This is a genomic window from Bradyrhizobium algeriense (assembly GCF_003062295.1).
In the GTDB taxonomy this organism is placed as follows: domain Bacteria; phylum Pseudomonadota; class Alphaproteobacteria; order Rhizobiales; family Xanthobacteraceae; genus Bradyrhizobium; species Bradyrhizobium algeriense.
This window is the reverse complement of record NZ_PYCN01000010.1, coordinates 117,202-143,936: the sequence shown is the minus strand read 5'-3', so window position 1 is coordinate 143,936 and position 26,735 is coordinate 117,202. Positions and strand designations below refer to the sequence as shown.

General features: G+C 60.8%; 23 protein-coding genes and 1 tRNA gene. 18 read left to right on the top strand and 6 right to left on the bottom strand.

The features are described from left to right. Positions 1 to 18: 18 nt before the first annotated feature. Complete coding sequence (locus tag C7G61_RS20665) at positions 19 to 672, top strand: isochorismatase family protein (protein ID WP_108517737.1); 654 nt, start codon at positions 19 to 21, stop codon at positions 670 to 672. Between the two features lie 179 nt (positions 673 to 851). Then, on the top strand, positions 852 to 1,142 hold the full coding sequence (locus tag C7G61_RS47825) for a MoaF-related domain-containing protein (protein ID WP_108517735.1): 291 nt from the start codon (positions 852 to 854) through the stop codon (positions 1,140 to 1,142). A gap of 194 nt (positions 1,143 to 1,336) precedes the next feature. Here C7G61_RS47825 and C7G61_RS20655 read toward each other — a convergent pair. After that, positions 1,337 to 1,430, bottom strand: a tRNA-Ser gene (locus C7G61_RS20655). Positions 1,431 to 2,406: 976 nt separating this feature from the next. On the opposite strand from C7G61_RS20655, the gene C7G61_RS20650 reads away from it, so the two are divergent. From C7G61_RS20650 to C7G61_RS20605, 10 genes are all read left to right on the top strand, one after another. Next, on the top strand, positions 2,407 to 3,948 hold the full coding sequence (locus C7G61_RS20650; RefSeq protein ID WP_108517733.1) for a porin: 1,542 nt from the start codon (positions 2,407 to 2,409) through the stop codon (positions 3,946 to 3,948). A gap of 323 nt (positions 3,949 to 4,271) precedes the next feature. Beyond that, entirely contained in the window at positions 4,272 to 5,960 is a 1,689-nt protein-coding gene (locus C7G61_RS20645) for a porin (RefSeq protein WP_338026099.1), read from the top strand. Between the two features lie 572 nt (positions 5,961 to 6,532). Continuing rightward, positions 6,533 to 7,534 (top strand): formylglycine-generating enzyme family protein, encoded by a 1,002-nt coding sequence (locus C7G61_RS20640; RefSeq protein ID WP_108517728.1) that lies wholly within the window; start codon positions 6,533 to 6,535, stop codon positions 7,532 to 7,534. Positions 7,535 to 7,662: 128 nt separating this feature from the next. After that, complete coding sequence (locus tag C7G61_RS20635) at positions 7,663 to 9,339, top strand: arylsulfatase (protein ID WP_108517945.1); 1,677 nt, start codon at positions 7,663 to 7,665, stop codon at positions 9,337 to 9,339. A gap of 132 nt (positions 9,340 to 9,471) precedes the next feature. After that, positions 9,472 to 11,070, top strand: coding sequence for an arylsulfatase (locus C7G61_RS20630; protein WP_108517726.1), 1,599 nt, complete (start codon positions 9,472 to 9,474; stop codon positions 11,068 to 11,070). 51 nt (positions 11,071 to 11,121) lie between these two features. Then, positions 11,122 to 11,901, top strand: coding sequence for a hypothetical protein (locus tag C7G61_RS20625; protein WP_108517724.1), 780 nt, complete (start codon positions 11,122 to 11,124; stop codon positions 11,899 to 11,901). 146 nt (positions 11,902 to 12,047) lie between these two features. After that, the gene (locus C7G61_RS20620) at positions 12,048 to 13,022 is read left to right on the top strand and encodes an HAD family hydrolase (protein ID WP_244608395.1); all 975 of its coding nucleotides are present in this window, start codon (positions 12,048 to 12,050) and stop codon (positions 13,020 to 13,022) included. Positions 13,023 to 13,073: 51 nt separating this feature from the next. Continuing rightward, entirely contained in the window at positions 13,074 to 14,183 is a 1,110-nt protein-coding gene (locus C7G61_RS20615; RefSeq protein WP_108517720.1) for an HlyD family secretion protein, read from the top strand. A 26-nt stretch (positions 14,184 to 14,209) separates the two neighbouring features. Beyond that, positions 14,210 to 15,469, top strand: a complete 1,260-nt coding sequence (locus tag C7G61_RS20610; protein WP_108517717.1) for a cation:proton antiporter — start codon at positions 14,210 to 14,212, stop codon at positions 15,467 to 15,469. 273 nt (positions 15,470 to 15,742) lie between these two features. Further along, entirely contained in the window at positions 15,743 to 16,795 is a 1,053-nt protein-coding gene (locus C7G61_RS20605) for a SphA family protein (protein ID WP_108517715.1), read from the top strand. Between the two features lie 104 nt (positions 16,796 to 16,899). On the opposite strand, the gene C7G61_RS20600 is transcribed toward C7G61_RS20605, so the two are convergent. Beyond that, positions 16,900 to 19,152 carry a lytic transglycosylase domain-containing protein gene (locus tag C7G61_RS20600; RefSeq protein WP_108517943.1) on the bottom strand — a complete coding sequence of 751 codons (2,253 nt, stop codon included), beginning with the start codon at positions 19,150 to 19,152 and terminating at the stop codon, positions 16,900 to 16,902. Between the two features lie 294 nt (positions 19,153 to 19,446). On the opposite strand from C7G61_RS20600, the gene dapA reads away from it, so the two are divergent. The 4 genes from dapA (at position 19,447) to C7G61_RS20580 (ending at position 21,985) form a co-directional block, all read left to right on the top strand. Next, the gene (gene dapA / locus C7G61_RS20595) at positions 19,447 to 20,337 is read left to right on the top strand and encodes a 4-hydroxy-tetrahydrodipicolinate synthase (protein WP_108517713.1); all 891 of its coding nucleotides are present in this window, start codon (positions 19,447 to 19,449) and stop codon (positions 20,335 to 20,337) included. Between the two features lie 44 nt (positions 20,338 to 20,381). After that, complete coding sequence (gene mscL / locus C7G61_RS20590; protein ID WP_108517710.1) at positions 20,382 to 20,792, top strand: large conductance mechanosensitive channel protein MscL; 411 nt, start codon at positions 20,382 to 20,384, stop codon at positions 20,790 to 20,792. A gap of 1 nt (position 20,793) precedes the next feature. Further along, entirely contained in the window at positions 20,794 to 21,267 is a 474-nt protein-coding gene (gene smpB, locus C7G61_RS20585; protein ID WP_108517708.1) for an SsrA-binding protein SmpB, read from the top strand. Positions 21,268 to 21,409: 142 nt separating this feature from the next. Continuing rightward, complete coding sequence (locus tag C7G61_RS20580; RefSeq protein ID WP_108517706.1) at positions 21,410 to 21,985, top strand: peroxiredoxin; 576 nt, start codon at positions 21,410 to 21,412, stop codon at positions 21,983 to 21,985. Between the two features lie 66 nt (positions 21,986 to 22,051). On the opposite strand, the gene C7G61_RS20575 is transcribed toward C7G61_RS20580, so the two are convergent. Continuing rightward, positions 22,052 to 23,137: an ABC transporter substrate-binding protein gene (locus C7G61_RS20575; RefSeq protein ID WP_244608394.1), complete on the bottom strand. Its 1,086-nt coding sequence runs from the start codon at positions 23,135 to 23,137 to the stop codon at positions 22,052 to 22,054. Between C7G61_RS20575 and C7G61_RS46120 the strand changes: the two genes are divergently transcribed. After that, complete coding sequence (locus C7G61_RS46120) at positions 23,039 to 23,386, top strand: hypothetical protein (RefSeq protein WP_244608398.1); 348 nt, start codon at positions 23,039 to 23,041, stop codon at positions 23,384 to 23,386. The genes C7G61_RS20575 and C7G61_RS46120 overlap by 99 nt on opposite strands. Here the strand turns inward: C7G61_RS46120 and C7G61_RS20570 are convergent. Then, positions 23,358 to 24,065: a DJ-1/PfpI family protein gene (locus C7G61_RS20570; RefSeq protein WP_108517702.1), complete on the bottom strand. Its 708-nt coding sequence runs from the start codon at positions 24,063 to 24,065 to the stop codon at positions 23,358 to 23,360. The genes C7G61_RS46120 and C7G61_RS20570 overlap by 29 nt on opposite strands. 105 nt (positions 24,066 to 24,170) lie before the next feature. Between C7G61_RS20570 and C7G61_RS20565 the strand changes: the two genes are divergently transcribed. Further along, on the top strand, positions 24,171 to 25,157 hold the full coding sequence (locus C7G61_RS20565) for a GlxA family transcriptional regulator (protein WP_108517700.1): 987 nt from the start codon (positions 24,171 to 24,173) through the stop codon (positions 25,155 to 25,157). Between the two features lie 89 nt (positions 25,158 to 25,246). Here the strand turns inward: C7G61_RS20565 and C7G61_RS20560 are convergent, their stop codons facing one another. Both C7G61_RS20560 and C7G61_RS20555 read right to left on the bottom strand, forming a co-directional pair. Next, a complete protein-coding gene (locus C7G61_RS20560) occupies positions 25,247 to 25,900 on the bottom strand; it encodes a uracil-DNA glycosylase (RefSeq protein ID WP_108517698.1) in 654 nt (217 codons plus the stop codon). A 131-nt stretch (positions 25,901 to 26,031) separates the two neighbouring features. After that, the gene (locus tag C7G61_RS20555) at positions 26,032 to 26,661 is read right to left on the bottom strand and encodes a LabA-like NYN domain-containing protein (RefSeq protein WP_108517696.1); all 630 of its coding nucleotides are present in this window, start codon (positions 26,659 to 26,661) and stop codon (positions 26,032 to 26,034) included. Between the last annotated feature and the right edge of the window lie 74 nt (positions 26,662 to 26,735).

Genomic DNA, 26,735 nt, shown 5'->3' with positions numbered 1-26,735 from the left:
GCAGCAAAGGATGTCATAATGACCTTTCGTAACGGCCTTGCTTCGCTTCTTCGTCCCGAAGATTCGGTACTCGTTCTGATTGACCACCAGCCTTTCCAGCTTACGAACGTGAACAGCCATGACCCTCAGGCGGTGGTCAACAATGTGGCCGCTCTGGCGAAGCTTGCAAAAGCCTTCAATGTTCCGACGATCCTCACCAGTGTGCTGGCGGCTCGTGGCGGCGTTCTCTTCAAGCAAATCACTGACGTGTTCCCGGATCAGGAAGTGATCGACCGCACCTGGGTGAACACTTGGGAGGACAAGAGGGTGGTCGATCTGGTCAAGGCGACCGGCCGCAAACAACTGGTCATCGCAGGCCTGTGGACCGAAGTCTGCGTCGCGATGCCTGTCATCCAAGCTGCCGGCGAAGGCTGGGACGTAACCGTGATCACCGACGCGTCGGGCGGGGTTTCGACCGAGTCTCACGAGGTTGCCATCCAGCGGATGATCGCCGCTGGCGCAAACCCGATGACTTGGATGGCTCTGGCTGGTGATTGGCAGCGCGACTGGGCGCGCACCGAGCACGTCGAAGCGCTGACCGAGATATTGATCTCGCACCTCGGCGGCACCGGCATTGCGTTTCAGTGGGAGCAGCAGCTTCTGAATACGCCTGTGCCGAAAGCCGCTGGCTGATCTCTGCCGGGGATGACCGGGATCTCGAGCGACTGACCGCTCGTCGACCGGCGTCATCCCTTTCCAGCAAGGCCGCCGTCCATGTCGGACGGCGGGCATGCCTAAGAACCGCTCCCACCGACTGCCCCTGCGACCACAGCCGGCTTAGCCCGGCCATTCACCGCCTCGGGGAAAGGACTATGAAGATGTCGATGGAGAGTTTCCCTATTGGACAGGAGATGGACGTCACCTATCCGAACTTCAAAGTGAGCCTGACGCTTCTCTCAGGCACGCAACTGACGTTCGAGATCACGGAAGGACCGTTCGCCCGGACCGAGACGGTCGATATTCAGGTCGTGCCGCTCCCGGCCCCCCGCAGTTCGAGTCGACGCTTGAGAGGGTGTGCGTGCGTCGGTGGAGCACAAGAACTCCATCTCGCACTACAGAAGCAGCCGCGCTCATCGCGGTCTCACTGCGCGCTTGTCAGCTAATCCTATTGCTGGGGCCGAAACCAACGGTCAGCAGACGGCCCCAACTCGGTCATGCTCAAGCCTATTCGCTTAACAGAAGCGAAGGGGAGGCTGTAGCGTAGAAACGGCGGGGATCGACGGTGTGTATGCTGCTTGGTGATGATGCGGCCATCGGCGGCCATATCGCACTATGGAGGGCTGGACACGCTGAAGGGTGGCGGAGCCGGAGGGATTCGAACCCTCGATAGGGCTTTACAACCCTATAACGGTTTAGCAAACCGCCGCCTTCAGCCACTCGGCCACAGCTCCATCAGCGCGGATATGCCTGAGGCGAGGGCCAGCCGCAAGCGGCAGATTCAGATTACGCCGAGGCCATTTAGAGGCGCCGGCGCTTCGCGCCCATTCCTCACGAACGGCCGATATCCCGTATCGCGCGTTTAGGCGCATGTTTCCGGGCTCTGTGGGTCTCGGGGACACGCAGATGGCTCAGCTATCGGTACGGCGTGCGCGACGCGGGATCTGGCCCTTGCAGGGAGTTTTCGCAGTCTGTTTGCCTCACGCGCCGCGTCGAAATCGCGTGAAATTGATTCGATATCGCCGGCGGACCGATTCGATTCCACGCAAATCCCGGTTCCAGATCGCCGCGCGCAAGCGCCGGGTTTTGCCGCACTCTATAAATGCCTTCCGATCCCGAGAAATATCGAGGCTTCCATCGCCTTCCGCCGCTTTTTGCCCCAGTTGAGGGCCCGTCGACCGTGAGACGCGCGTGGCGGCCTGGGCCCGCATGCGATGAGCCTCGTCCGTTGTCTCTATATTGGGTGCGAAATCGCCCGCTGCGGATTCGGCAGCCTCGTCTTCGATTCGATGCGAGAGAGGCACGCTGGCGGGCACGAGCCGCCTGTTGCAGTGCCCACACCGACAGTCGTGGCGTCAATTGGAACTATTCGAAAACACCGAATAGAAACAGCATCTTGCAAGAGAAACCTCGATCACGAACGCGTGTTATTTGAGCAACACCCTTTGGAAAAGGGGCGGGGCCGGGCCGTTCGAAGCGGTTCCTTTGTTGCGTGTGCAGAAGTCCTCGGTAATTGTGATCGAGCGACGGAGGGGGGCATCCCGAGGTCGTCCCGTTTTAGGTGGTTCGCTTAAGTCCCTCGCGTTCATGCGGGAGTGTCCGAAGGCGCGAAGCGACTAAGCGGGTTTCAGGGGACAAGGGAACCAACCTTAGGGTGTTTACACCCAGCGGATCCGGAACCTTCCCTACAGAGCAACTTGGAGGTTTAACATGAAGATGGTTAAGGGCTTTATGCTCTGCTCAGCGGCGGGTCTTCTCGCTATGAGTGGAGCGCAGGCGGCTGACCTTCCCGTAAAGGCCAAAGCGGTCGAGTACGTGAGGATCTGCTCCCTGTATGGTGCCGGTTTCTTCTATATCCCGGGCACCGACACCTGCATCAAGCTGGGTGGTTACCTGCGCGTTGACACCACGTTCAACGGTTCGCCGTACGATGAGCCGGCTTGGGCTGGCGATCAGGGTCAAGGCAATCGCTATCGCGATTACTTCGCTTCCCGTTCCCGTATGGCGCTGACGGTCGATACCCGCACCGCCACTGAATACGGCGTGGTTCGCACCTTCGGTCAGCTCGACTGGTCGTTCGCCTCGCCGAGCGGCAGCGTCAGAGAAGTTGGATTTGCAGGCCAGGCCGGCGGCCTGAACAACGGCCAGCAGATCGCGACGGAAATGCTGTTCATCCAGTTCGCTGGATTCACCTTCGGTCGTTCGGCTTCGGCCTATGCGACGCCCTGGCATGGTTATCCAGGCAACAACACCTCGTTCCTGGTTGGCGGTCATGACACCGTTACCGGCACGAACAACATCCAGTACACCGCGCAATTCGGCAACGGCGTGTCGGGCACCATCGGTCTGGATGACCCGCTCGCGTTCAACCGCACCAGCGTCTACAACTTGGCTACGGGCGGGGCTTCGCTCGCATCCCTTAACGCCAACGGAGCCGGCGTTAACGCTTATGCCGGCGTGCATACTCCCGACATCGTCGGTAACATTCGTGTCGACCAGGCTTGGGGTCTGTTCCAGATTTCAGGCGCACTGCATGAGGTTAACGGTTCGTACAACAACCTGACGTTGGGCGCAGCGAACAACCTGTCGGAAATCTCTGGCCACCCCGAGAGCAAGTGGGGCGGTTCGGTGATGGCTGCGTTGCAGATCAAGAACATCCCGACTGGTGCCGGCGACGACATCAAGATGGATGTGAGCTGGGGCAAGGGCGACATCAAGAACGTCATTGGTACCAGCGCAGGCGTACGGCCTTTCCAGAAGTACAGCAGCGGCGCCGCTGGCACTTACCAGAGCATCGGCTTCGCTAACGCAACCGATGGCGTCTATCTTCCGGTATCTGCCGGCGGTGACGGGTCGATCCATCTGACCGAAGGTTTTGGTTTCCGTGGTGCGTTCAACCACAACTGGGATCCATACTGGTCGACCAGCCTGTTCGGCGGCTACGCTGCTGTTCGTTATGATGGCACGGCGAAGGCCAGCTATTGTGCGGCCTACGCTGCGAGCAACACTGGCGCCCAGTCAGTGGATTTCAGCTGCAACCCCGACTTCAATCTCTCGCAGATTGGTCTGGTCACCCGCTGGACTCCCGTCAAGAACCTGACGTTCTCGGCCGAAGTGCTCTATTTCCACCTCGACCAGAAGTTCTCCGGTTCCAAGATCCTGACGCCGGCGAATCCGAAGCCGACCGCCATCTACCAGTACAAGGATCAGGATACGGTCAGCTTGAACATTCGCGCTCAGCGTAACTTCTGATCTCGAACGTCTGACAACTCTCTAGGAGAATCCCCGGCAGGAAACTGCCGGGGATTTTTCGTTGTGCGACCGCGTCCAGGACACCGGGGCCCTGAATTCGTGCGCTCCGGTTGCGGCGCTCCGATCGCCGGGCGGAATACGAGGCTTTGCCAGCGAAGAGCGATGGCCACGGCACCGGAGGGCCCCGGCGCTTGACGTTGCGCAGCGTGATCCGCGTCATCAGCATTGGATTCTCACGCCGAACGCCCTGATGTGTTGCACAAGACCCACAGCCACGGGAAAACCAGAGCTGTTCACGTTCATGTCACGCTCCGACTCAGATTTTGGCGGTATTCCTTCCGCCATATGAACATGCTGCTGCATCCAAAAGCCTGCAGACGCAAAAGGAGAACAACAAAGTGACAACGTTCAAAAAACTTATCCTTGGCTCGGTCGCTGGTATTTTCGCCGTCGGCACGGCACAGGCGGCCGATCTTCCGGTCAAGGCAAAGGCGGTCGAGTACGTGAGGGTCTGCTCGCTGTACGGTGCTGGTTTCTTCTACATCCCCGGCACGGATACCTGCATCAAGCTGGGCGGCTATCTGCGCGTCGACACAACATTCAACGGCGGACCGCACGGTACACCGGCCTGGAACGGCGATCTGGGTCAGGGAAATCGCTATCGCGATTCTTTCGCTTCCCGTTCACGTATGGCGTTCACCGTTGATACCCGCACCGCCACCGAATATGGCGTGGTCCGTACCTTCGGTCAGCTGGATTGGTCGTTCACCTCGCCGAGCGGCAGCGTCAGGGACGTGGGACCTACCGGCCAAAACGGAGGCCTGAGCCAAGGGCAGCAGATCAACACCGAATATCTCTTCATCCAGTTCGCCGGCTTCACCTTCGGTAAGTCTTCTTCGGCCTACTCGACCCCCTGGAACGGTTACCCGGGCAACCTCACTGCGAGCCTGCTCGGCGGCAACAACACCGACACCGGCCTGAACAACATTCAGTACACCGCTGAGTTCGGCAATGGCGTGTCGGCCAGCATCGGCCTGGACGATCCGTCTACCTTCAACCGCACCAATGTGTTCAACCTGGCCTCGACCTCGGCTGCCGGCGTTGTTTCACTCGCGAGTCTTAACGCGAACGGAGTCGGCAGCACCAACGCCTATGCCGGCGTGCACGCTCCCGATGTTGTCGGCAGAATCCGCGTCGATCAGGCCTGGGGTCTGTTCCAGATTTCAGGCGCGCTGCATGAAGTTAACGCTTCGTACAACGCTCTGACCGCTGGTGGAGCGCTTAACGGAGCGAACAACTTTTCGGAAATCTCCGGCCACCCCGAATCAAAGTGGGGCGGTTCGGTGATGGCCGCGCTGCAGATCAAGAACCTCCCGACCGGTGCTGGCGACGACATCAAGTTCGATGTGTCCTATGCAAAGGGCGACACCAAGAATGTGCTCGGTAACAGCGGATCCTCGCCCAGCTTTGCGATGTTCGGCAGCAGCGGGACCGCCTATCAGAGCGTTGGACTCGGTGCGACCTCTGACGGCGTCTATCTTCCTGGCGCTGGCGGCACGGACGGCATCAAGCTCACGACGGCTTGGGGCTTCCGTGGTGCGTTCAATCACAACTGGAACCCATACTGGTCAACCAGCCTGTTTGGAGCCTACTCCAGCGTACGATATGACGGTGGAGCGAACGACAACCTGGGGGGTGCGGGAACAACCTCGGCCAAGGGCGCCTATTGTGCGGCATTCGCGGCCAACCACCCAGGCCAGGCGTTGGTTGGCAATGCCGCCGGCGCATATTCCTGTAATCCCGACTTCAACGTCTCGCAGCTTGGCCTTCTTACGCGCTGGACTCCGGTCAAGAACCTGACGTTCTCGGGCGAAGTGCAGTGGTTGCATCTGGACCAGAAGATGTCGGGCAGTTCCGTGTTCGCCGCGACTGCGCCAAAGCCGACGGCTCTCTACGAGTTCAAGGATCAGAACACGTATCTGCTACAGCTTCGTGCTCAGCGTAACTTCTGATCCCGAAAGACTTGAAGCACTCGGAGAACCCCCCGGCAGGCAACTGCCCGGGGTTTTTCTTTGGTGCGGGCTGGATCTGCTACCGGCCGGATGATCGTGCATGCGCGCCGCGCGGTGCGACCGACGCAAGCTCGATGGATAGGAGCGCTGGCGAGGCGTATCGCCGCGCGGCGCGAAGAGGCCGCAGGCTGCGTAGCAGATGCGTCGTCCGCTAAAAGCGCGCGAGCACCAAGCCAAGCAAAATCAATATCGAGGTCTAAAGCCTGTGGTTGTTCGGCCAGAGGTCGCTACAAAACTGGAATGACGCCCCGGTACAGAGGCTACGCAACGCTTCACGCGTTGAGGGTCATCGCATGCATCGCGTTCATAACGAGATTGAGCAGGACCTGGTGCAATTGTACGGAAGATCGGATGCCAGATCTCCACCGTTATACGGCTGCGCATTGAAAGAATGGTCGCAATTAGACGCATTGATTTAGATCAAGATCGCCGGTTTCCCCGCGGGTGAAATGGCGCCCATGCTCGCGGGAGTAGCCCTTGGCCGGTATCCCGCGATAATCACCGGGGGTGACATGACGGCGCTCTTCTCTGCCTCCACGGCTAAGGCTGATGTCACGGTTGATGACTTCTCCTCGCAGCCTGATGGGATGATCTGGATACCCGGTGGCACTTTCCGCATGGGATCGGACAAGCATTATCCCGAAGAAGCGCCGGCGCACCGCGTCACCGTGGGCGGATTCTGGCTGGACCGCCATCCCGTGACGAACCGGCAGTTCAGGGAATTCGTAAGGGCCACCAAGCACATCACCGTCGCCGAAATCACACCTGACCCCAAGGATTATCCGGGAATGCTCCCGCATATGATCTACGCGGGCTCGCTGATGTTCTTGCCGCCCAACCATCCGGTCAACCTCCGCGACTTCAGCCAGTGGTGGACCTTCGCCAAGGGTGCGCAATGGCGGCATCCCTACGGACCCGGAAGCAACATCCGTGGGCTGGACGATCATCCGGTCGTGCACGTGGCCTTCAGCGATGCGCTCGCCTACGCCAAATGGGCTGGCAAGGATCTGCCAACCGAAGCGGAATGGGAATTCGCAGCGCGCGGCGGGCTCGACGACGCCGAATTCGCGTGGGGCGACGAATTCACGCCGGCCGGCCGTCACATGGCCAATACCTGGCAGGGTGAGTTTCCGCGGGAGAATGTCAATGCCGATGGATTCGAACGCACTTCACCGGTCACCGCATTCCCGCCGAACGGGTATGGCCTGCACGACATGATCGGCAACGTCTGGGAATGGACGGCCGACTGGTATTCGCCAAAGCATCAGGCAGATGCTCCGAAGGCTTGCTGCATTCCGGAGAACCCGCGCGGCGGCCGCGAGGCCGACAGTTACGACCCCAGAACGACCAATGTGAAAATTCCAAGAAAGGTCATCAAAGGCGGCTCGCATTTGTGCGCGCCGAACTACTGCCGACGCTACCGGCCGGCAGCGCGCCATGCGGAGCCGGTCGATACTTCCACCAGTCACCTTGGCTTTCGATGCATCAGGCGACGAGCCACTGACGCATCATAAAAAGGGAGAGCGAAACTATGTTGAGTACCGTATTCGCTGCCAAGCCGCCATTTATTGCAACGCCGCCACGCAAGACACGGGGTGGGCTCAAGCAGTCCTGCGCCTCGCTGCTTGGCGCGTCGATGCTGATGTCGCTGTGCGGGCCGGCCAGCACACCGGCAACCGCGCAGCAGCCGCCGCAGAAACCCAATATCCTCTTCATCATGGGCGACGACATCGGCCTCTACCAGCCGAGCATTTACCATCGCGGCCTGATGGTCGGCGAGACGCCCAACATCGATCGCATCGGAAATGAAGGCGCGATGTTCACGCACTATTACTCCGAGCAGAGCTGCACGGCTGGGCGTACGGCCTTCTTCACCGGCATGCAGCCGGTTCGCGTCGGCATGACGTTGCCGGAAATTCCCGGCAGCCCGTCCTATCTGCGGACCGGCACGCCGACGATTGCCAGGTTCCTGCTCGATCTCGGCTACAACACCGGGGAGTTCGGCAAGAACCACCTCGGCGACCACACCGAATCGCTGCCGACCGCGCATGGTTTCCAGGAATACTGGGGCTACCTCTATCACCTCGATGCGATGCAAGGGGTGAGCTTCCCCGACATCAACAAGACCCCGACCCAGCAGACCGTCGCGCCGCCATGCAAGAACACTCCGATTCCCGGCGTGCCCGAGCTTCCCGGCGCGGTGGATCCCAAGACCACGGTCTGCCTGACGCCACCGCGTCCGATCCTCGCGTGCACGTCATCCGACGGCACTGGCGCTAGACAAATGTGCAGGAGCGAGGGACCGCTGACCCTCGAGCGATCGAAGACCGTGGACGAGGAAATCTCGGCAAAGGTCGTCGACTACCTCGATCGTAACGACCCGAAGAAGACCAACAAGCCGTTCTTCGTCTGGTACAATCCGGCGCGCATGCACATCACGACCGTGCTGTCGGACAAGTACCTGGCCATGGTGGGCGAGCCCGGCGGAAAGGACTGGGGCGTCAACGAAGCCGGCATGAAGCAGATGGATGACAACATCGGTGTGGTGCTGAAGAAGCTCGAAGACATGGGCCAACTCAACAACACGATCGTCGTGTTCACCACCGACAACGGCGCCGAGACCATCACCTTCCCGGACGGCGGCGTCACGCCGTTCAAGGGTGGCAAGCTGAGCACCTGGGAGGGCGGTTTGCGCGCTCCTGCAGTCATCCGCTGGCCCGGCGTCATCAAGCCTGGCACGGTCAAGAACGAAATGTTTGCCGCCCTCGACTGGGTCCCGACTCTCGTCGAGATCGCCGGCGGACCCAAAGGCAACGAACTGAAGCAACGGATCGAGGCCGGGCAGTATCCCGGCATCGTCAAGACCACGCTCGACGGCGTCAACCAGGTGGAATACCTGAGCGGCAGGTCAGAGAAGTCGGCACGCGACCATTTCCTGTATTGGTCCAGCACAACGCCGTCGGCCGTCCGCTACAAGAACTGGAAGATGTACTTCGCGATGGTGTCCGACAACCCAGCGGGCTTCGTTTCCGGAGTGCAGCCCTACTCCTGGACCCAGGTCGTCAACATCAAGCGCGATCCCTTCGAGACCTCCGTTGGCTCGCAGCAGAAGACGCTGTTCGGTATGGGCGGGGCGATTGCTTCTCCGTCCACCGCCTATGTCTATGACTGGAACTTGCTGCCTATCGGGCAACAGCTGTGGCTGATGCACCTCGAGACTTACATCAAATTCCCGGCGCTGCAGGACCCGGCCAGCTACAACCTGGAACAGGTCATGCAGCAAGTTAAGAATATGAAGACGGCCGGCCGCAGCGATTAACAATACGACGCTAACTCGGCGGGCGTCCCTCAGTGACGCCCGCCGATCACTCCCTCGCTCAGCGAGCAACCACCAACGAAGCGGCGCGCCGGATCCGGTGCAACCAGCAGAAATAGAACGAGGAACTTAATCATGAGCATCTTCAAACGCGCATGCCTGGGTCTCGTTACCTCAGTTGCAACGGTGGCAGCATTGGTCACGCCGCTTTCTGCCCAGCAACAACAGAAGCCCAACATCCTTGTCATCATGGGCGATGACATCGGCTACTGGAACATCAGCGGCTACAATCGCGGCATGATGGGCTACCGCACCCCCAACATCGACCGCATTGCGAACGAAGGCGCGATCTTCACCGACTATTACGGACAGCAATCCTGCACCGCAGGCCGCGCGGCGTTCATCACTGGCCAGAGTCCGTTGCGCACTGGATTGCTGAAAGTAGGCCTTCCCGGGGCGAAGGAAGGCCTGTCGGGAAAGGATCCGACCATTGCTGATCTGCTCAAGCCGCAGGGCTATGCGACCGGGCAGTTCGGCAAGAACCATCTCGGCGACCGCAACGAATTCCTGCCCACGGTGCACGGTTTCGACGAGTTCTTCGGCAACCTCTATCACTTGAATGCCGAGGACGAGCCGGAACATCCGGACTATCCGAAAAATCCAGCGTTCAGGGCGCAGTTTGGTCCGCGTGGCGTTATGAAATGCGTCGCGACCACCGTCGACACACCGGGCGACGATCCGCGCTTCGGCCCATGGGGCAAACAAAAGTGCGAGGATACCGGACCGCTCACCAAGAAGCGCATGGAGACAGTCGACGAGGAATTCCTCAACGCCTCCGTGGACTTCATCGACCGCGCCAATCGCGACAAGAAGCCTTTCTTTGTGTGGTTCAATTCGAGCCGCATGCACATCTGGACTCGTCTCAAGCCTGAGTCCCAGGGCAAAACCGGCCTTGGTATCTATCCGGACGGCATGGTGGAGCATGACGGGCAAGTCGGGCAATTACTGAAAAAACTCGACGATCTCGGCATCGCCAACAACACGATCGTTATCTACACAACCGATAACGGCGCCGAGACATTCTCATGGCCCGACGGCGGAACCACGCCATTCAAGGGCGAGAAGAACACCAACTGGGAGGGCGGCTATCGCGTCCCGGCGATGGTGCGCTGGCCCGGGCTGGTGCCTGCGCGAACCGACATCAACGACGTGTTTTCGGCGGAGGATTGGGCGACGACGCTGGTCGCGGCGGCGGGCGAGCCCGACGTCAAGACAAAGCTGCTGGTGGGTTACGATGCCGCCGGCAAGAACTTCAAGGTCCACCTCGACGGGTACGACCAGCGCGACCTCCTCGCCCGCAAGGGCGCCAACAAGCGCCGCGAATTCTTCTACTGGACTGACGACGGCAACCTTGCCGGTCTTCGTTACGACCAATGGAAGGCGGTATTCATGGAACAGAAGGCCCATGGGTTTGACGTGTGGGCGCAGCCGATGATTCAACTTCGTTTGCCGTCGTTGTTTAACCTCCGATCCGACCCGTTCGAGCGAGCCCAGCATGAAGCCGGCGATTACGTCCGGTGGTTCGTGGAGCATGCCTTTGTGCTCGTCCCCGCTCAGGCGATCGTGGGGCAGCATCTCATGAGCTTCCAGCAGTTTCCGCCAAGGCAAAGACCGGGCTCTTTCTCCGTCGAACAGGCGATGGAAAAACTAAGGAATCCGCCGTCCAGCAATTGAATTCGGCACGACTCCGATTGAACGCAAGTAGCGAAATGCAAGGAGTGTATCATGACCATCAAGAGTCGAACTGGCTGCATGATTATCGCCTTCCTGCTCTGCGGGGCAGCACCGGCGCTGGCCCAGACCGCGCCTTCTACGCCCCAGCACGAGCCCCTGCAGAAGACGATCGGCCAGGCCAAGCCGGAGATTGTGCCGTCGTTGATCGTCATGAACGCCCGCGGCGCCAGCCTGCAGGGCGGGAAACTGACACTCACCGGAGTGGCGCCCAACTCGATCGTTTTTGCGGACCGCCCGGTGCGGGCGGCAGGGCATTCGCTCACGACCAGCCTGCTGGAGGAATGGTCGCCAAACAATTCCAGCGACGAGAGCTTTACCAAGGATCCGCCGAACGCCACCGTCTCGGTGTTCAGCACGGACGGGTCGAAAATCCGCGATGCCGTCGTGGTGCTGAAGACGGCGAAGCTCGAGGGCGACCGGCTGACTTTTGATGTCGATGTGCTCGAAGGCGATCTGGCCGGCGGCGACGGGCCGGCGGCGCTCTTCATCGATCGCTTCGGTTTCGGCGGCTTCCACGGTGGCGGCTTCCACGCGGGCGGCATGGGCGGCTTCCACGCTGCGGGCTTCCACGGCGGCTACGCGCGGGTAGGGGGTGTCGGCGCAGCCGGCGCCTGGCGTCGTCCCTACGTCGCTCGCGGTGCCTGGTATCGCGGCGGCTACGGTGCTGCAGCGGTCGGTGCCGCCGCGGTGGGCGGGGCTGCGCTGGGTGCAGCGGCAGCAAATGCCGCCTATCCCTACTGCGGCTATTATCCCTATCCGCCCTGCTACTGAGGGACCGCACGAGCCATGCATGCGCCTTTGCGCGGAGCATTGATGATCGAAAACTGGCTGGTGTACGAACCTGAAAGGGATCAACCATGAAACCGATCGTGCGATTTCCGCTCGTGGACCGCCGCATCCTCCTCTCGTCGCTGGCGATGCTCCCCTTGCTCTCTGCCGCGTTCCGCTCCACCTCCGCGCTGGCACAGGCACGCGATCCACTTCCGTCCTGGAACGAAGGGGCGACCAAGGCCTCGATCCTCGACTTTGTCGCCCGCGTCACGACGCAAGGCGGGCCCTTCTTCGTCCCGGTCGACCAGCGCATCGCGACCTTCGACAATGACGGTACGCTCTGGATCGAGCAGCCGATGTATATCCAATTGGCCTTTGCGCTTGACCGGGTGAAGGCGCTTGCGCCCATGCATCCGGACTGGAAGACCAAGCAGCCTTTCGCGGGGGTACTGGACGGCGATCTCAAGGCGCTTGCGGCGTCAGGCGAAAAAGGATTGGTCGAAATCATCGCTGTGACACATGCCGGCATGACCACGGCAGAGTTTGAGAAGATCGTCACGGACTGGCTGGCGACCGCGCGTGATCACCGCTTCAAGCGTCCCTATACTGAACTGGTCTACCAGCCGATGCTGGAATTGCTCGCCTATCTCCGGGCCAATGGCTTCAAGACCTTCATCGCGTCAGGCGGCGGCATCGAATTCATGCGGCCGTGGACCGAACGGATCTACGGAATACCGCCGGAGCAGGTGATCGGCTCATCGATCAAGACCCGATTTGAGATGAAGGACGGCGCGCCAACGCTCTTCCGGCTGCCCGAAATCAATTTTATCGACGACAAGACGGGCAAGCCGATCGGCATCAACGAGCACATCGGCCGCCGCCCGATTGCGGCCTTCGGCAACTCCGACGGCGATCTCGAAATGCTGCAATGGGCGACACTCGGCGCCAGTGGCGCGCGGTTCGGCTTGATCGTGCACCACACCGACGCGGAACGCGAATACGCCTACGACCGCCATTCGCATTTCGGCAAGCTCGACGTAGCGCTGGACGCGGCGGCGGTGAACAAGTGGACCGTGGTCAACATGAAGAACGACTGGAAACGAATCTTTGCGTTCGACTAGGCAGGGGCGTCTCGCCAGCCTGTTTCGCATCAAGAAAGCCGAGTTCGGCCGATGCTCATTATTCTTTGCCTCTACTTTGTAGCGCTTTGGCTCCTGTTCTCGAAATTCAGGATCGTGCGCTGGAGTTGGGTGTCCGGAACAATCTCAATTGTGATCGGTGCTTTTATCCTGGCGACGTTCCTTGCCCTGTTCAATTATCTGACACCATCCGGCAAGGTCACTGTAACCGGGCGGGTCGTCGAGGTGACGCCGAACGTCAGCGGTCAGATCGTTGCGATTCCAGTCAAGCCAAACGTGCCTGTAAAGATGGCTGACGTCCTGTTCCAGATAGACCCGGCGCCGTTCCAGTATAAGGTGAATCACTTGCGGGCTGCACTGGCCGGAGCACAACAGCAAGCCCAGATACTGAAGTCGAGCTACGAACAGGCAACCGCCAATGTTGCTGGACTGGAGGCGCAGGTCAAATTCAATGCAAAGCGCCTGAAGGACATTCAGACGCTTTACGAGAGCGGGGCCAACACCGAATTCAGGGAGCAGGATACCCAGGTTCAGTTTGAGACCATATCAGCACAGCTCGGTGCGGCCAGGGCAGCACAACAGAGCGCCAAACTGGCGCTGGACTCCGAGATTGGCGGCGTCAACACCACCGTCGCGCAAGTTCAGGCGCAGTTGGAAAATGCCGAGTGGGAACTGTCGCAGACTACGGTTCGAGCGCCAGCCGACGGTTACGTGACCCTCGTAACGCTGACGGTTGGCGACCGTGCGCTGCAGGCACGCTCGGTAATGTCGTTCGTGGTCGAAAACGAGATCACAATCATCGGGATGTTTTCACAAAATGGCTTCCAGACGATCAGGGTCGGCGCGCCGGTCGATATCGTCTTCGACAACGTTCCCGGCCGCATCTATCACGCAAAGATCACCGCTATCCCGAAGGGTATCGGTCAGGGCCAGGTCGCCGTATCGGGGACCCTTGCCCGAACGTCGTCACTCGGCGGCGCAACTGCTTTTCCCGCGGAAATTTCCGTTCCCGACGAAATGGGCCGGGATTCGCTACGGCTCGGGATGTCCGGGAACGCCACAGCCTTTGCCGAAAAGGCAGGTGTAATCGGTCTTCTTGCCTCCATTCTCGTCTGGGTCAGCTCCTATACCGCTTACCTCTAGGCAAGTGTTGGAGGCGCCGTCGAGATATGCTGTCCAACGCGATCAGTTTCCTCCGGGATTACCTCTTCACCATGCCGGTGCTCGCGAGGTTTGCGGTGTTGATGGTGCTGCTTGTCACCATCCCCCGGCTTTCCCGCCGAGTGAATGTTCCTGTACCGGTAGGTTTGCTGCTCAGCGGCGTTATCGTTGGGCCGTATGTTCTGGACATCTTTGGCACGGTCCGACCGGTCGCAGATTTCCTGGCGGAATTGGGCAAACTGCTGTTGATGTTTTTTGCGGGCTTGGAGATCGATCTCGCGTTGTTCCGGCGCGCCCGTCACCGCTCGATTGCCCTCGGCATCGCCACGACCGCAATTCCTCTGGTGCTCGGCACCATCGTTGGGCTTGCATTCGGCTACGCCGCGATTCCGGCGATCGTGATCGGATCGCTGCTGGCCTCGCATACATTGCTGGGGCTGAGCATAGTGAGCAGGCTCGGCCTGGGCAGCCTGGAGCCGGTGACGGTAGCGGTTGGTGCCACGGTCATGTCAGACACACTGTCGCTCGTGGTGTTCGCTATTTGCGTCTCGATTTATACGACGGGTTTTTCTCCGTCGGGTCTGGCGCTCCTGCTGGCCGAGATCGCAGGCTACATCGCGCTGGTCCTGTTCGGCCTGAGCTGGCTCGGCGCCTATGTACTCAAGCGGGTCGAGGATGAGGAGGACGCTTACTTTGTGTTGATGCTAAGCATCATGGCCATCGCGGGCGTGCTTGCGGATGCGATCCAACTGCCGGGCATCGTGGGTGCGTTCCTTGCGGGCCTGGCCATCAACGCCTCGGCACAACACGCGCCAGCTAGTGTCAAGCTTCAGTTTATGGGTAAATCGCTGTTCATTCCGATCTTCTTTGTCGTTACCGGATTCATGATCAACCCGATCACCTTTGTTTACGGGATTTTCGACAACTTCTTGCTCGTTGCCAGCATCATCGGTGCCCTGCTCGTCGGCAAGTGGATAGCCGCCTGGGGCGTGGGTCGCGCGTTTGGCTACAGCCGGAATGAACAGCTCACGGTCTGGTCGCTCACGCTGCCACAAGTTGCCGCGACGCTTGCCGCGACACTGGTCGCGCATGAAACGCTCGGTGCGGCGGGTCAACGGCTGCTCGACGATCGAATGCTCAATGTCGTGCTTGTGCTCGTGTTCGCAACATCCGTCCTTGGTCCGGTGTTGACTGAGCGGTTTGCGTCTCGTCTGAAGACCGGCCCCCGAACTGAACTCGATCGTCGATCGGGTCCGCACCAAATGTAACGCTGGTCGGGAAAAGTGCCGGCCGGCCAAGTCAACAACGAAATGGTCCACATCATTGACCCATCCTTGCCGACGCCGTTACCCGCATCAACGCTTCGGCAAGCGAGCCTCAGAGAGGGACGCCATCGAGTGGATGACTAAAGCGTGGCCGGCTTGCGATAAATTTTTTGGAGAGGCTTCTTTTTAGAGCGGCCTGTGGCCAAACAACCACAGGCTTTAAACCTCGACTCTGATCTACTTGGCTGGGTGTTCGTGCGTTTTTGGGAGGTTAAGATGAAAATCGCTTCCTCGAATATTTGCCGAATGACACTTACTGCCGCAGCTGTGTTGGCGCTTCATTCTCAGGCAGCCCGGGCGGACGAGAACGGCGTGTCCCTTTGGCTTCCCGGGTTTTTCGGTAGCCTGGCTGCCGCCCCGGCGGTTCCGGGATGGTCGCTCGGCACAGTGGCCTATCACACCAGCGTCTCAGCTTCCGGCAACGTTGCGGCAGCACGCCAAATCTCGATAGGCCAAGTCCCGGCGACGGCAAACGTCAATCTCAACGCCAATCTGAAGGCCAGTGGCGATCTGTTGTTCATTGCGCCGACCTATACCTTCGCGACGCCCGTGCTCGGCGGCCAACTTGCCGTCGGCGTAATTGGCGCTGTCGGCCACCTTGACACCAGCATCTCCGGTACGCTGACCGCACAGGTCGGTCCCATTGTCGCGACACGCAGTGGGCTTCTGTCGGATTCGCTGACCGGCGTCGGTGATCTCTATCCGTTGGTGACGCTGAAATGGAATCAGGGCGTCCACAACTACATGGTGTACGGGTTCGGCGACATTCCGGTCGGAGCCTACGACTCCCGACGCCTCTCCAACATAGGCATCGGGCATGGCGGCATCGACTTCGGCGCCGGCTATACCTACCTCAACCCGGCGACAGGAATCGAATTTTCCGGCGTCGGCGGCTTCACCTACAATTTCAAGAATACCGCCACGCAATATCAAAATGGCATCGACTTCCATTTTGACTGGGGTGCATCGCACTTTCTGTCCAAACAACTCTTCGTCGGCATGGTCGGATATGCCTACCAGCAGGTCACTGACGATATTGGCGCAGCTCCATTCCTCAACGGATTCAAATCGCGCGTTTTCGGCTTTGGCCCCCAACTCGGCTATCTGTTCCCGATTGGAGACAAGCAGGGATATCTGAACTTCAAGGGCTACAGGGAATTCGCCTCAGAAAACCGACCGGAAGGCTGGAACGTCTGGTTGACCTTCGCCATCTCGAATGCCGCGCCGACATCAACAGTTACGCCAACGAGGCATTCGATTACGAAGTAGAGCCTCGAAACCGGTCGATGTCCGCTAATGCGGGTATCTGCGGTCAATCAACGCAGGCGGTCGGCGTCTGCGGCGACGGCCGGAGGCGTAACCTTGAGATCCCGCTATTCGACGCTGGCGCCGCGATGCAGGTCGGCTTCGATCTGGAGCCTGGTCCCGCCGCCGAACCGCGCGCGATAGACCTGCAGGTTCTCCATGATCCGCTGCACGTAATTCCGCGTCTCGGAGAACGGAATCTGTTCGACCCAATCGACCGCGTCGACCTTGGGATCGCGCGGATCGCCGTAGCGCTCGATCCATTTTTTGACGCTGCCGCGGCCGGCATTGTAGCCGGCGAAGGTCAGGATGTAGGAGCCGCGGTAGTCCTCGAGCAACCCGCCGAGCTCGGCGGCGCCAAGCGTGGCGTTGTAGACCGAGTCGGTCTTCATCCGGTTGAGGTCGAAGCTGATGCCGGCCCGCTTGCAGACATAACGCCCGGCGTCCGGCGTCACCTGCATCAGCCCGTAGGCCTGGGCCGGCGAGACCACGGACGGATTGAAGGCGCTTTCCTGCCGCGCGATCGAATAGACGACGCTGGGCTCCACCTCGGGGCCGATCTGCTTGAACGACGGAATGCCGTTGACGGGGTAAGCATAGTGATCGAACGGCAGGCCGCGGTTGAGCGCAGCCTTGCCGAGCAGCAGCATGCCGCGGGCGTCGCTGTAGCGCGAGGTGAGCTCGCCGAGGCCGACCAGGGCATCGGGATCGGCATTCTCGCCCGCGTCGGCGAAAATCGGGATCGCAAGCTCGCGCTCGTCGAGCTCATAGAGCAATTGCACGGCGCGGACGATCTCCAGCCGCTCGACCCCGCGGCCGCGACCGGACGGGACGCCGTTCAACTGGAGCTGCGGCAGGCCGAGCTTGGCGCGCGCCAGTTGGCCGTAATAGCTGGTCGATTGCTCGGCGGCGCGGCCATAGGCGGCGCGGGCTTCCTGTGCGCGGCCCGCCGCTTCCGCCGCGCGGCCCTGCCAGTAGCCGGCGCGCGCCAGTGCGGTCGGGTTCGCGCTGCCGACACCGATGCGCGCAAAATGCTGGGCGGCGACTGCCGGATCTTTCAGGAACCGCAGCGCAATCCAGCCGGCGGTGAATTCCTGCTCGGTCTTGTAGATGTCGCGGGAGGGAAGTGCGGCGTCCCGCGCAATCAGATAGGCGGTGCGATGTTCGCCGACGTCCAGCATCTTGCGCGCCAGGAGGCGCCGCTCGATCCACCATTCGTTGAGATTGTGCAGGCGGTTCGGATCTTTCGGCACCGCCAGCATGAGCCGTGCGGCCTCGTGGAATTTCTCTTCGCGGCGAAGCCACTGGATCCTGGCGAACATATAGCCGGGATCGCTGTGCAGCTCCTGTGGCACCGCATCGAGCAGCGACTTGAGGTTGGAGGATTTCTTGTTGGACGCGATGCGCGCCTTGGCCAGCGCGACATGGCCTGAACCGAGCCGCTTGGCGGCGCGCATGCCGCCGGCTTCCTGCTCGGTGCCGTAAAGCAGCGTGTCCATCCGCGTCTTGTGGTCGCCCGCCGTCAGGAATGCGCCGAACATATCGAGCGCCGCGCTCTCGGTGTCTTCCGACATGCCATCATGGCGCCAGGCCTCGCGGACCAGCCGTTCGGCATTGGTGCGATCGCCGCGCGCGAGCATGGCCTTCGCCAGCGCGAACTTGCCTTTGGCCGAGATCGGCGATTCGTTTCCGAACCAGGACGAGACCGCGGCGTCGTCGCGGCGGTCGTCCCACAGGGCTGCCTCGATGCGCCGGCGCAGGAAGGTCTGCGACGGCCAGCTCGGATTGGCCGAGACAAAGGCGCGATAGCGCTCCACGGAGGCGCCATTGTTGTCGCTGCGCAGGATCAACCATTCCGCGAGCTTGCGGGCGACCGGATCCGATATCGCGGCCTGGGCCTGGGTGGCGTCCCCAGGCTTCTGCTTGCGCACCAGTTCGATGACGCTTTCCAGAGCGTCCTTGTCGGCCTGCGACGTCGAGGACGTCGCAGCTACCGCTGCCGGCGCCACGTGCTTGCGCGGGGGCGGCAAGGCGGCATGCTGGCGGGTCGCAGGCGCGAGAAGTGGCGGCGCAGGAGCGGGCGCAGCCGGTGCCGCCGCCACAGGGGCCGCCGCTGCCGGGGCGTGGGCGGCGGTCGTGCTGGTCTGTGCCGCGGACTGTGCAGTGGATTTGGGAACAACGTTGCGGGCGATCGGCCGCGGCTTCGGCAGGGGAACTTTTGGTTTGGCCCAGGCATCCAGCGGGAATGCAGCCAGTCCGAAGGCCAGCGCCAGACTCGTGGCCAGTGCGGTCGATCGCAAGGCGGCGCGGGCGGAAGGGATCACGGCGTTCCTTTGCGGCGGCGAATCATTCAATCGCTCCAGCCTTAGGTCTATTTGATTGAATATGTGGACAAAATGCTAAAACGTCGCGACCGGTCCTGTTTGCGCCATCACCGCGGCAAAATCGCGGCTATAGGCCTTCCGAGCTAGTCAGGCACCGGTCCGCGTCGAGAAACAGCGTCAAAACAAAGCGCTAGGGCAGCACGGCACAGCCCTTTCGCCTGATCGCCAGACCCGATATGAATTGAAATCCAGTTTCGGTCGTGCCGTTTCTTAAGCGTTTGGAGGAAGCCCATGGCAGCCAAGACAAAATTCCGGGGTTCGTTCACCGCCTTGGTCACGCCATTCAAGAACGGCTCGCTCGACGAGGCAGCCTTCCGTGGCCTAGTGAGCTGGCAGATCGCTGAGGGCACCCACGGCCTGGTGCCCGTCGGCACGACCGGCGAAAGCCCCACCTTGAGCCATGACGAGCACAAGCGCGTCGTCGAATGGTGCATCGACGAGGCCAAGGGGCGGGCGCCCGTCATCGCGGGTGCGGGCTCCAATTCGACCAAGGAGGCCGTCGAGCTCGCCGAGCACGCGGAGAAGGCAGGCGCGAATGCCGTGCTGGTGGTGACGCCCTATTACAACAAGCCGACCCAGGAAGGCATGTACCAGCACTTCAAGGCGATCAACGATGCGATCGGGATTCCGATCATCATCTACAACATCCCCGGCCGTTCGGTGATCGACATGTCGGTCGAGACCATGACGCGGCTGTTCGAGCTGAAGAATATCGCCGGCGTGAAGGATGCGACCGCCAGCATGGTGCGGGTGTCGCAGCAGCGCGCGGCGATGGGCGAGGACTTCAACCAATTGTCGGGCGAGGACGCCACCATCCTCGGCTACATGGCGCATGGCGGCCATGGCTGCATCTCGGTCACGTCAAACGTCGCGCCGCGGCTGTGCTCGGAATTCCACACGGCATGGCAGAAGGGCGATCACGCCACCGCGCTCAAACTGCATGACAAGCTGATGCCGCTGCACAACAACCTCTTCATCGAAAGCAATCCGGCGCCGGTGAAATACGCGCTCTCGCTGCTCGGCAAGATCGACGAGAAGCTGCGGCTGCCAATGGTGCCGGTGTCCGAGCCGACGCGGGTCGCCGTGCGCAGCGCCATGGTGCATGCCGGCCTGATCAACTAGGCCAACGGCTGACCTCGCGCGGAGAACGAAGAGGGGAAGCCAAGATGCTGAAGGAATTCCGCGAATTCGCGATGAAGGGTAACGTCGTCGACCTCGCGGTCGGCGTCATCATCGGCGCGGCCTTCGGCGCGATCGTGACCTCCTTGGTCGGCGATGTGATCATGCCGATCATCGGCGCGATCACCGGTGGTCTCGATTTCTCGAACTATTTCACGCCGCTGTCGAAGGCGGTGACTGCCAACAATCTTGCCGATGCCAAGAAGCAGGGCGCGGTATTGGCTTGGGGCAGTTTCCTCACGCTGACGCTGAACTTCCTCATCATCGCGTTCGTGCTGTTCGTGGTCATTCGCGCCATGAACAAGCTCAAGCGCAAGGATGAAGCTGGGCCCGCGCCGAAGCTGACCAGGCAGGAAGAATTGCTGACCGAGATCCGCGATCTCCTCAAGAAGGGCTAACGTGGCTGAGAAGAACGAGCGCCCGATCAAGGTTGTCGCCGAAAACCGCAAGGCCCGGTTCAACTACGCGATCGAGGACACCATCGAAGCCGGCATCGCGCTGACCGGCACCGAAGTGAAGTCGATCCGTAACGGCAAGACCACGATTGCCGAATCCTATGCGGATTCCAAGGGCGGCGAAATCTGGCTGATCAACGCCAATATTCCGGAATATTTGCAGGCCAACCGCTTCAACCATGAGCCGAAACGGCCGCGCAAGCTGCTGCTGCACCGAAAGCAGATCAACAAGCTGATGGGCGCGGTCGATCGCGAAGGCATGACGCTAATTCCGCTAAAACTCTATTTCAACGAGCGCGGCCGCGCCAAGCTGCTGCTGGCGATCGCCAAGGGCAAGAAGCTGCACGACAAGCGCGAGACCGAAAAGAAACGCGATTGGGGCCGGGAAAAAGGCCGCCTGATGCGGGCGCGGGGATAGAAAGGTCTATCCGTTATTGCGAGGTATCGTAGGATGGGTAGAGCGCAGCGAAACCCATCATGGCAATCGTGGATCAGTGCTTGTGGTTGATGGGTATCGCTTCGCTCCACCCATCCTACGGCACTGATGGAGAATGGTGTCCATGAACCAGAAGAACCTGCTTGAAGTCGACTGGAGCAAGATCCCGGCGCCGGAGGACGACGGCGCGGCGGCGCATCTGGCGGGCACGATGATTCCGCCGGTCACGTTGCTCGCCACCGACGACCGTTCGGTGACGCTGTCCGCGCTTGCCGGCCGCACCGTCGTATTCGCCTATCCTCGCACCGGCGAGCCCGGCAAGATCAGCCTCGTCGACGACTGGGATATGATTCCCGGCGCACGCGGTTGCACGCCGCAAACCTGCTCGTTCCGTGACCTGTTTGCGGAGCTGAAGGCCGCCGGCGCGAACCACGTGTTCGGCCTCTCGACGCAGGACAACGTCTACCAGACCGAGATGGCGTCACGGCTGCATCTGCCGTTCCCGGTGTTGTCGGATGAAAAGCTGGCGCTGAGCCGCGCCCTGAAGCTGCCGACCATGCAGGTGGCCGGACTGACGCTGATCAAGCGGCTCGCGTTGATCGTCGATGGCGGCCGCATCACTCGGGTCTTCTATCCGGTGTTTCCGCCGGACCGAAATGCCGCCGACGTGCTGGCGTGGCTGAGGGAAAATCCGGCGTAAGCGTGTCTTAGTCTTGTCGGGTGGGCAAACTAACTAATCTAACTAATCTGCTCTACGCCAAGCCTGTCAACGGGCCCGTTTGATCAATGGGCATTCACTATCAGCCAACGCGGAGTAAATGTCGCCGCTCGGAACTCTTTCGAGGACGTTATAGTATTCCCAGGGGGCCTTGACGTCGGATGGATCCTTCACCTGGACAAGGTAGAAGTCGTGCACCAGCTTTCCGTCCTCGCGGACCTTCGCGCCCCTTGCGTAGAAGTCGTCAACGGGCATCGAACGCATTTTTTCCAGCACCGGATCCGTTGCATCCGTACCAACCTCTGCAACGGCTTTGAGATAGTGACCGACACCCGAATAAACCGCCGCTTGCGGTGCCGTGGGCATTGCGCCCCGAAGCTTGTAGAAGCGCTGCGCGAAGGCCCTGGTCTCGTCGTTCAACGCCCAATACCACGCCGTGAGGGTCGTCAGGCCCTTGGCAATTTTGGGGCCCATGGCATGAACATCGGTGATGAACATCAGCTCGGCGACAGGCTTTTGACTGCCCGTATTCATGCCGAACTCGTTCCATTGTTTCATCAAGGTCACCAGCTGCTCGCCAGCATTGGCAAAGGCGATGGCCTTGGCGCCGGACGCCTGGGCCTGCAGAATGAACGAACTATAATCCGCAGTGCCGATCGGGTGATACACGGCGCCGAGCGACTTGCCTGCTGTTGCCGCGAGCACGCGCTGCGACTCCAGCACCATGTTCTTCCCGAACGCGTAATCGGCCGCAATGAAGAACCACGTATCGTAGCCTTGCGAGACCAGCGTACGGATCGGTCCCGACACCAGATTGTAGGAATCGTGGAGCCAGGCCAGGCCGTTTCGGGAACATTGCTTGCCGTTAAGTTCGGTGGTCGCGACGGCCGAATAGACGGCAATCTTGTTCTTGTCGCGCGCCAGTGACTGGATGGCGAGGCCAACGGCCGAGTTGGACACGTCGGCGACCATGTCGACGCCATCGACGTCGAACCATTTCCGGACAATTCCTACGCCGATATCCGGTTTGTTCTGATGGTCCGCGACGACGATCTCGACCTTGATCGATGGCACCGATTTCTGAAAATCCTCGGCCGCCATCCTGGCGGCAGCGATCGACCCTGGTCCGCTCAAATCGGACAATGGGCCGGTCTGGTCATTGATGATGCCGATCCGGACGACGCCACCGGAGAGTTCGGCAGCGCGGGCGGCCGCGAAGGATCCGATTGGTGCCCCAAAGATCAAAAGAGCAGCAACCCGGAGTATCGCTCTTCTCGGGTTCGCGCGGCCGTTCCAAATCATGCGGGTATCTTTCCAGGTGTGGCGCCACGTTTCCGGCCCTCTAACCAACGGGTCAAGCAACCGTCATCGCATGTGATTTGAGCTTTAGAGCAGCCTTCTGTACCGCCGCGGCGCGCTTGCGAAGCCAGGGTTCGGCCTCAAGGCGCATTTGGGAAAGCAGTTCGGGCGGCGCATTCTGCACCGTGATATCGAACGGCGGCTGCGGTTGGTATTCCAGCATAAGCTGGAGTTTCTTCGCGACGTCTTCGCCGCACAGCTTGGATGCGAGCTGAAAGCCAAAATCAATTCCGGCGGTAACACCACCCCCGGAAATGCGGTTACGGTCGATCACGACGCGCTCGTTGACCGCGATGGCGCCAAAGGCGGCAAGCTGCTCACTCATCAGCCAATGGCAGGCCGACTTGTATCCGTCGAGCAGGCCGGCGGCGCCGAGGATCAGGCAGCCCGCACAAACCGAGGTGACGTAGCGAGCCGATCCGCCCTTGTCGCGAACGAACGCAATCACCTCGTCATCACCCAGGAAGTCGACCAGCCCCGGGCCGCCGCCGATGCAGAACACGTCCAGATCCGGGCAGTCGGCGAAAATGGTGGTCGGCAGCAGCGGCAGGCCCACGTCGCTGATGACAGGTTCGATGCGTTTCCAAAGCAAATGCACGCGAACGTTCGGAAGGCGGGCAAAGACTTCGAAAGGTCCGGTAACATCCAGTTGGGTCATCCCCGGAAAGAACAGAATTCCGATGTCGATCGGCTTGCCGGACATGGTGCACCTCCGTTTTGAACGAAGGCAGGTTGACAGGCCCGCGGGTTTGCCGAAATGTCATAATACACGCATTTCCTGCCAAGATTGCTCTGACAAGGCCCGCTCATGGCTCGTTCCCAAGCCCGCCGTCTGGTCTTCGTTCTGTTTGAGGATTGCCTGCTGCTCGACTTCGCCGGGCCGCTGCAGGCATTTGAGCTTGCCTGCGAAAACGCCGAGGCCGGCCGTGCGCCCTATGTCTGGCAGATCTGCTCGTTGAAGGGCGGGCCGGTTCGAACCTCGTCCGGCCTGGAGGTGATGACAACCTCCCTCTCCGACTGCGACCGCATCAATATCGACACGCTCGTCGTCGGTGGCGGGCCCGGCGTTCATCGTGCTTCTGCGGAGGCCGCGCTTGTCGAATGGTTTCGCTTGGCTGCGCCGAACGCAAGACGTGTTTGCTCCGTCTGTACCGGTACGTTTGTTTTGGCTGCAGCCGGCCTGCTGCATGGGCGACGCGCTGTCACCCATTGGGGCTCCTGCGATCTGCTCAGCGCCCAATACCCCGACGTTTCGGTGTTGGTCGATCCGGTCTTCGTTCACGACCGCGGAATTTGGACGTCTGCGGGGGTGACGGCAGGCATCGATCTTGCGCTCACCTTGCTGGAAGATGATCTCGGACACCGCGAAGCCATGCGTATCGCACGCCGTTTGGTGGTGTTTTTGAAGCGGCCCGGGGGGCAGGCCCAATTCAGCGTGCCGCTGTCACTGCAGTCGTCCGAAGACAGGGCGTTCGAAAATATCTCGAACTGGATGCAGGATAATCTCGGCCGTGATTTGCGTGTGGAGAGTCTGGCCGAAAGGGCAGGAATGAGCCCCCGCACATTCGCGCGCGTATTTCGGCAAAAGACCGGCCGGACGCCCGGCAAAGCGGTGGAAGAGCTTCGCGTCGAGGCCGCCCGCAGGGCGCTGGAAGAATCCGTCGCCAGCATCAAGGAAATCGCGGCACGCGCGGGATTTCAAAGTGAAGAGCACTTGCGGCGCGCCTTCCGCCGCCGTCTACACGTGTTGCCGCAGGATTATCGGGCTCGATTTTATCAGGGGCAACGGCAATAGCCGGCAGGGCGGATTAGCAAAGCGAAGCGTGCCTACCACCTCTCCGAAATCGTTGGCGTCAATGGTGGGCACGCTGCGCTTTGTCCACCCTACGAATCCAGATCCTTCCGCACTTTCGCAAACACGTTGCGAAACATCTCCGGCGTCAGCACCCGCGTGTTGGTGTTGTAGCGCGAGCAGTGATAGCTGTCGTAGAGCCTGACGGCGCCCACGCCATGCACGGCACCGTGCGCAAAGGGGGCGGCGCCATTGCGCAGGCCGAGTGCCTTCAATGTCGATTCATGGGCGATCCGCCCGAGCGCCACGATCGCGCGAAGCTTCGGCATCGTCGCGATGGTCGCGACCAGGAATTGCCGGCAGGTGTTGATCTCGATGGGCAACGGCTTGTTCTGCGGCGGTACGCAGCGCACCGCGTTGCTGATCCGGCAACCGACCAGCTTCAGTCCGTCATCCGGACGTGCCTGATAGACGCCTTTGGCAAAGCCGTATTCGAGCAAGGTCGCGTACAGCAAGTCGCCGGCGTAGTCGCCGGTGAACGGGCGTCCGGTGCGGTTGGCGCCCTGCAGGCCCGGCGCCAGTCCGACAATCAACAGTTGCGCATTGGCATCGCCGAATGAAGCAACCGGCGAGTTGTGCCAATCCGGCTGCTTCGCGCGGGCCTCTGCGCGAAATTCGGCGAGCCGCGGGCAGAGCGGGCAGTTGCGGTCAGGTTCGGCAGAAGTTGGGGCAGGTAGGCCGGTCATGTTTCAAAGCGCTTCGAGCGAAAACCAGGCCCCGGAGCTGATCCGGTTCGCGTCAAGAACGCGCATCAAAACAAAAAGCCCCGGTTCTGTTTCAATCAGAACCGAGGCTCTAGCAGTGTACTGGCTCATTCTCAATCGTCGAATTCGTCCTCGCCGCCCCGCGGCGCCACCGTGGTCGCGCGCTGCAGGAATTGCGGGGAGTGATGACGCGGTTCGCGCGGGGCAGGGCGCTCGGACGGATCGCGGCCCAGTTTTGATTGCAGCTCGACGAGGTCGGTGAAGACGTCGGCCTGGCGGCGCAGTTCGTCGGCGATCATCGGCGGCTGGCTCGAAATGGTCGAAACGACCGTGACGCGAACACCGCGACGCTGCACCGCTTCGACCAGCGAACGGAAATCACCGTCGCCCGAGAACAGCACGATCTGGTCGACATGCTCAGCGAGTTCCATGGCATCGACGGCGAGTTCGATGTCCATGTTGCCCTTCACCTTGCGCCGGCCGGAAGCGTCGATGAATTCCTTGGTCGCCTTGGTGACGACGGTGTAGCCGTTGTAGTCGAGCCAATCGATCAGCGGACGGATCGAGGAGTATTCCTGATCCTCGATGATCGCCGTGTAGTAGAACGCACGCAACAGCGTCCCTCGGCTCTGAAATTCCTTGAGTAGGCGCTTGTAATCGATGTCGAAGCCGAGCGTCTTGGCGGTTGCATAAAGGTTGGCGCCATCAATGAAGAGCGCAATCTTGTTGGAAGCGGGTGACATCAAATGGTTCTCACGTTGTTGTTAGCTTTTCTAGCGCAGCGGCTATCGACCGCGCGCACTTTCTAGGTCTGTTG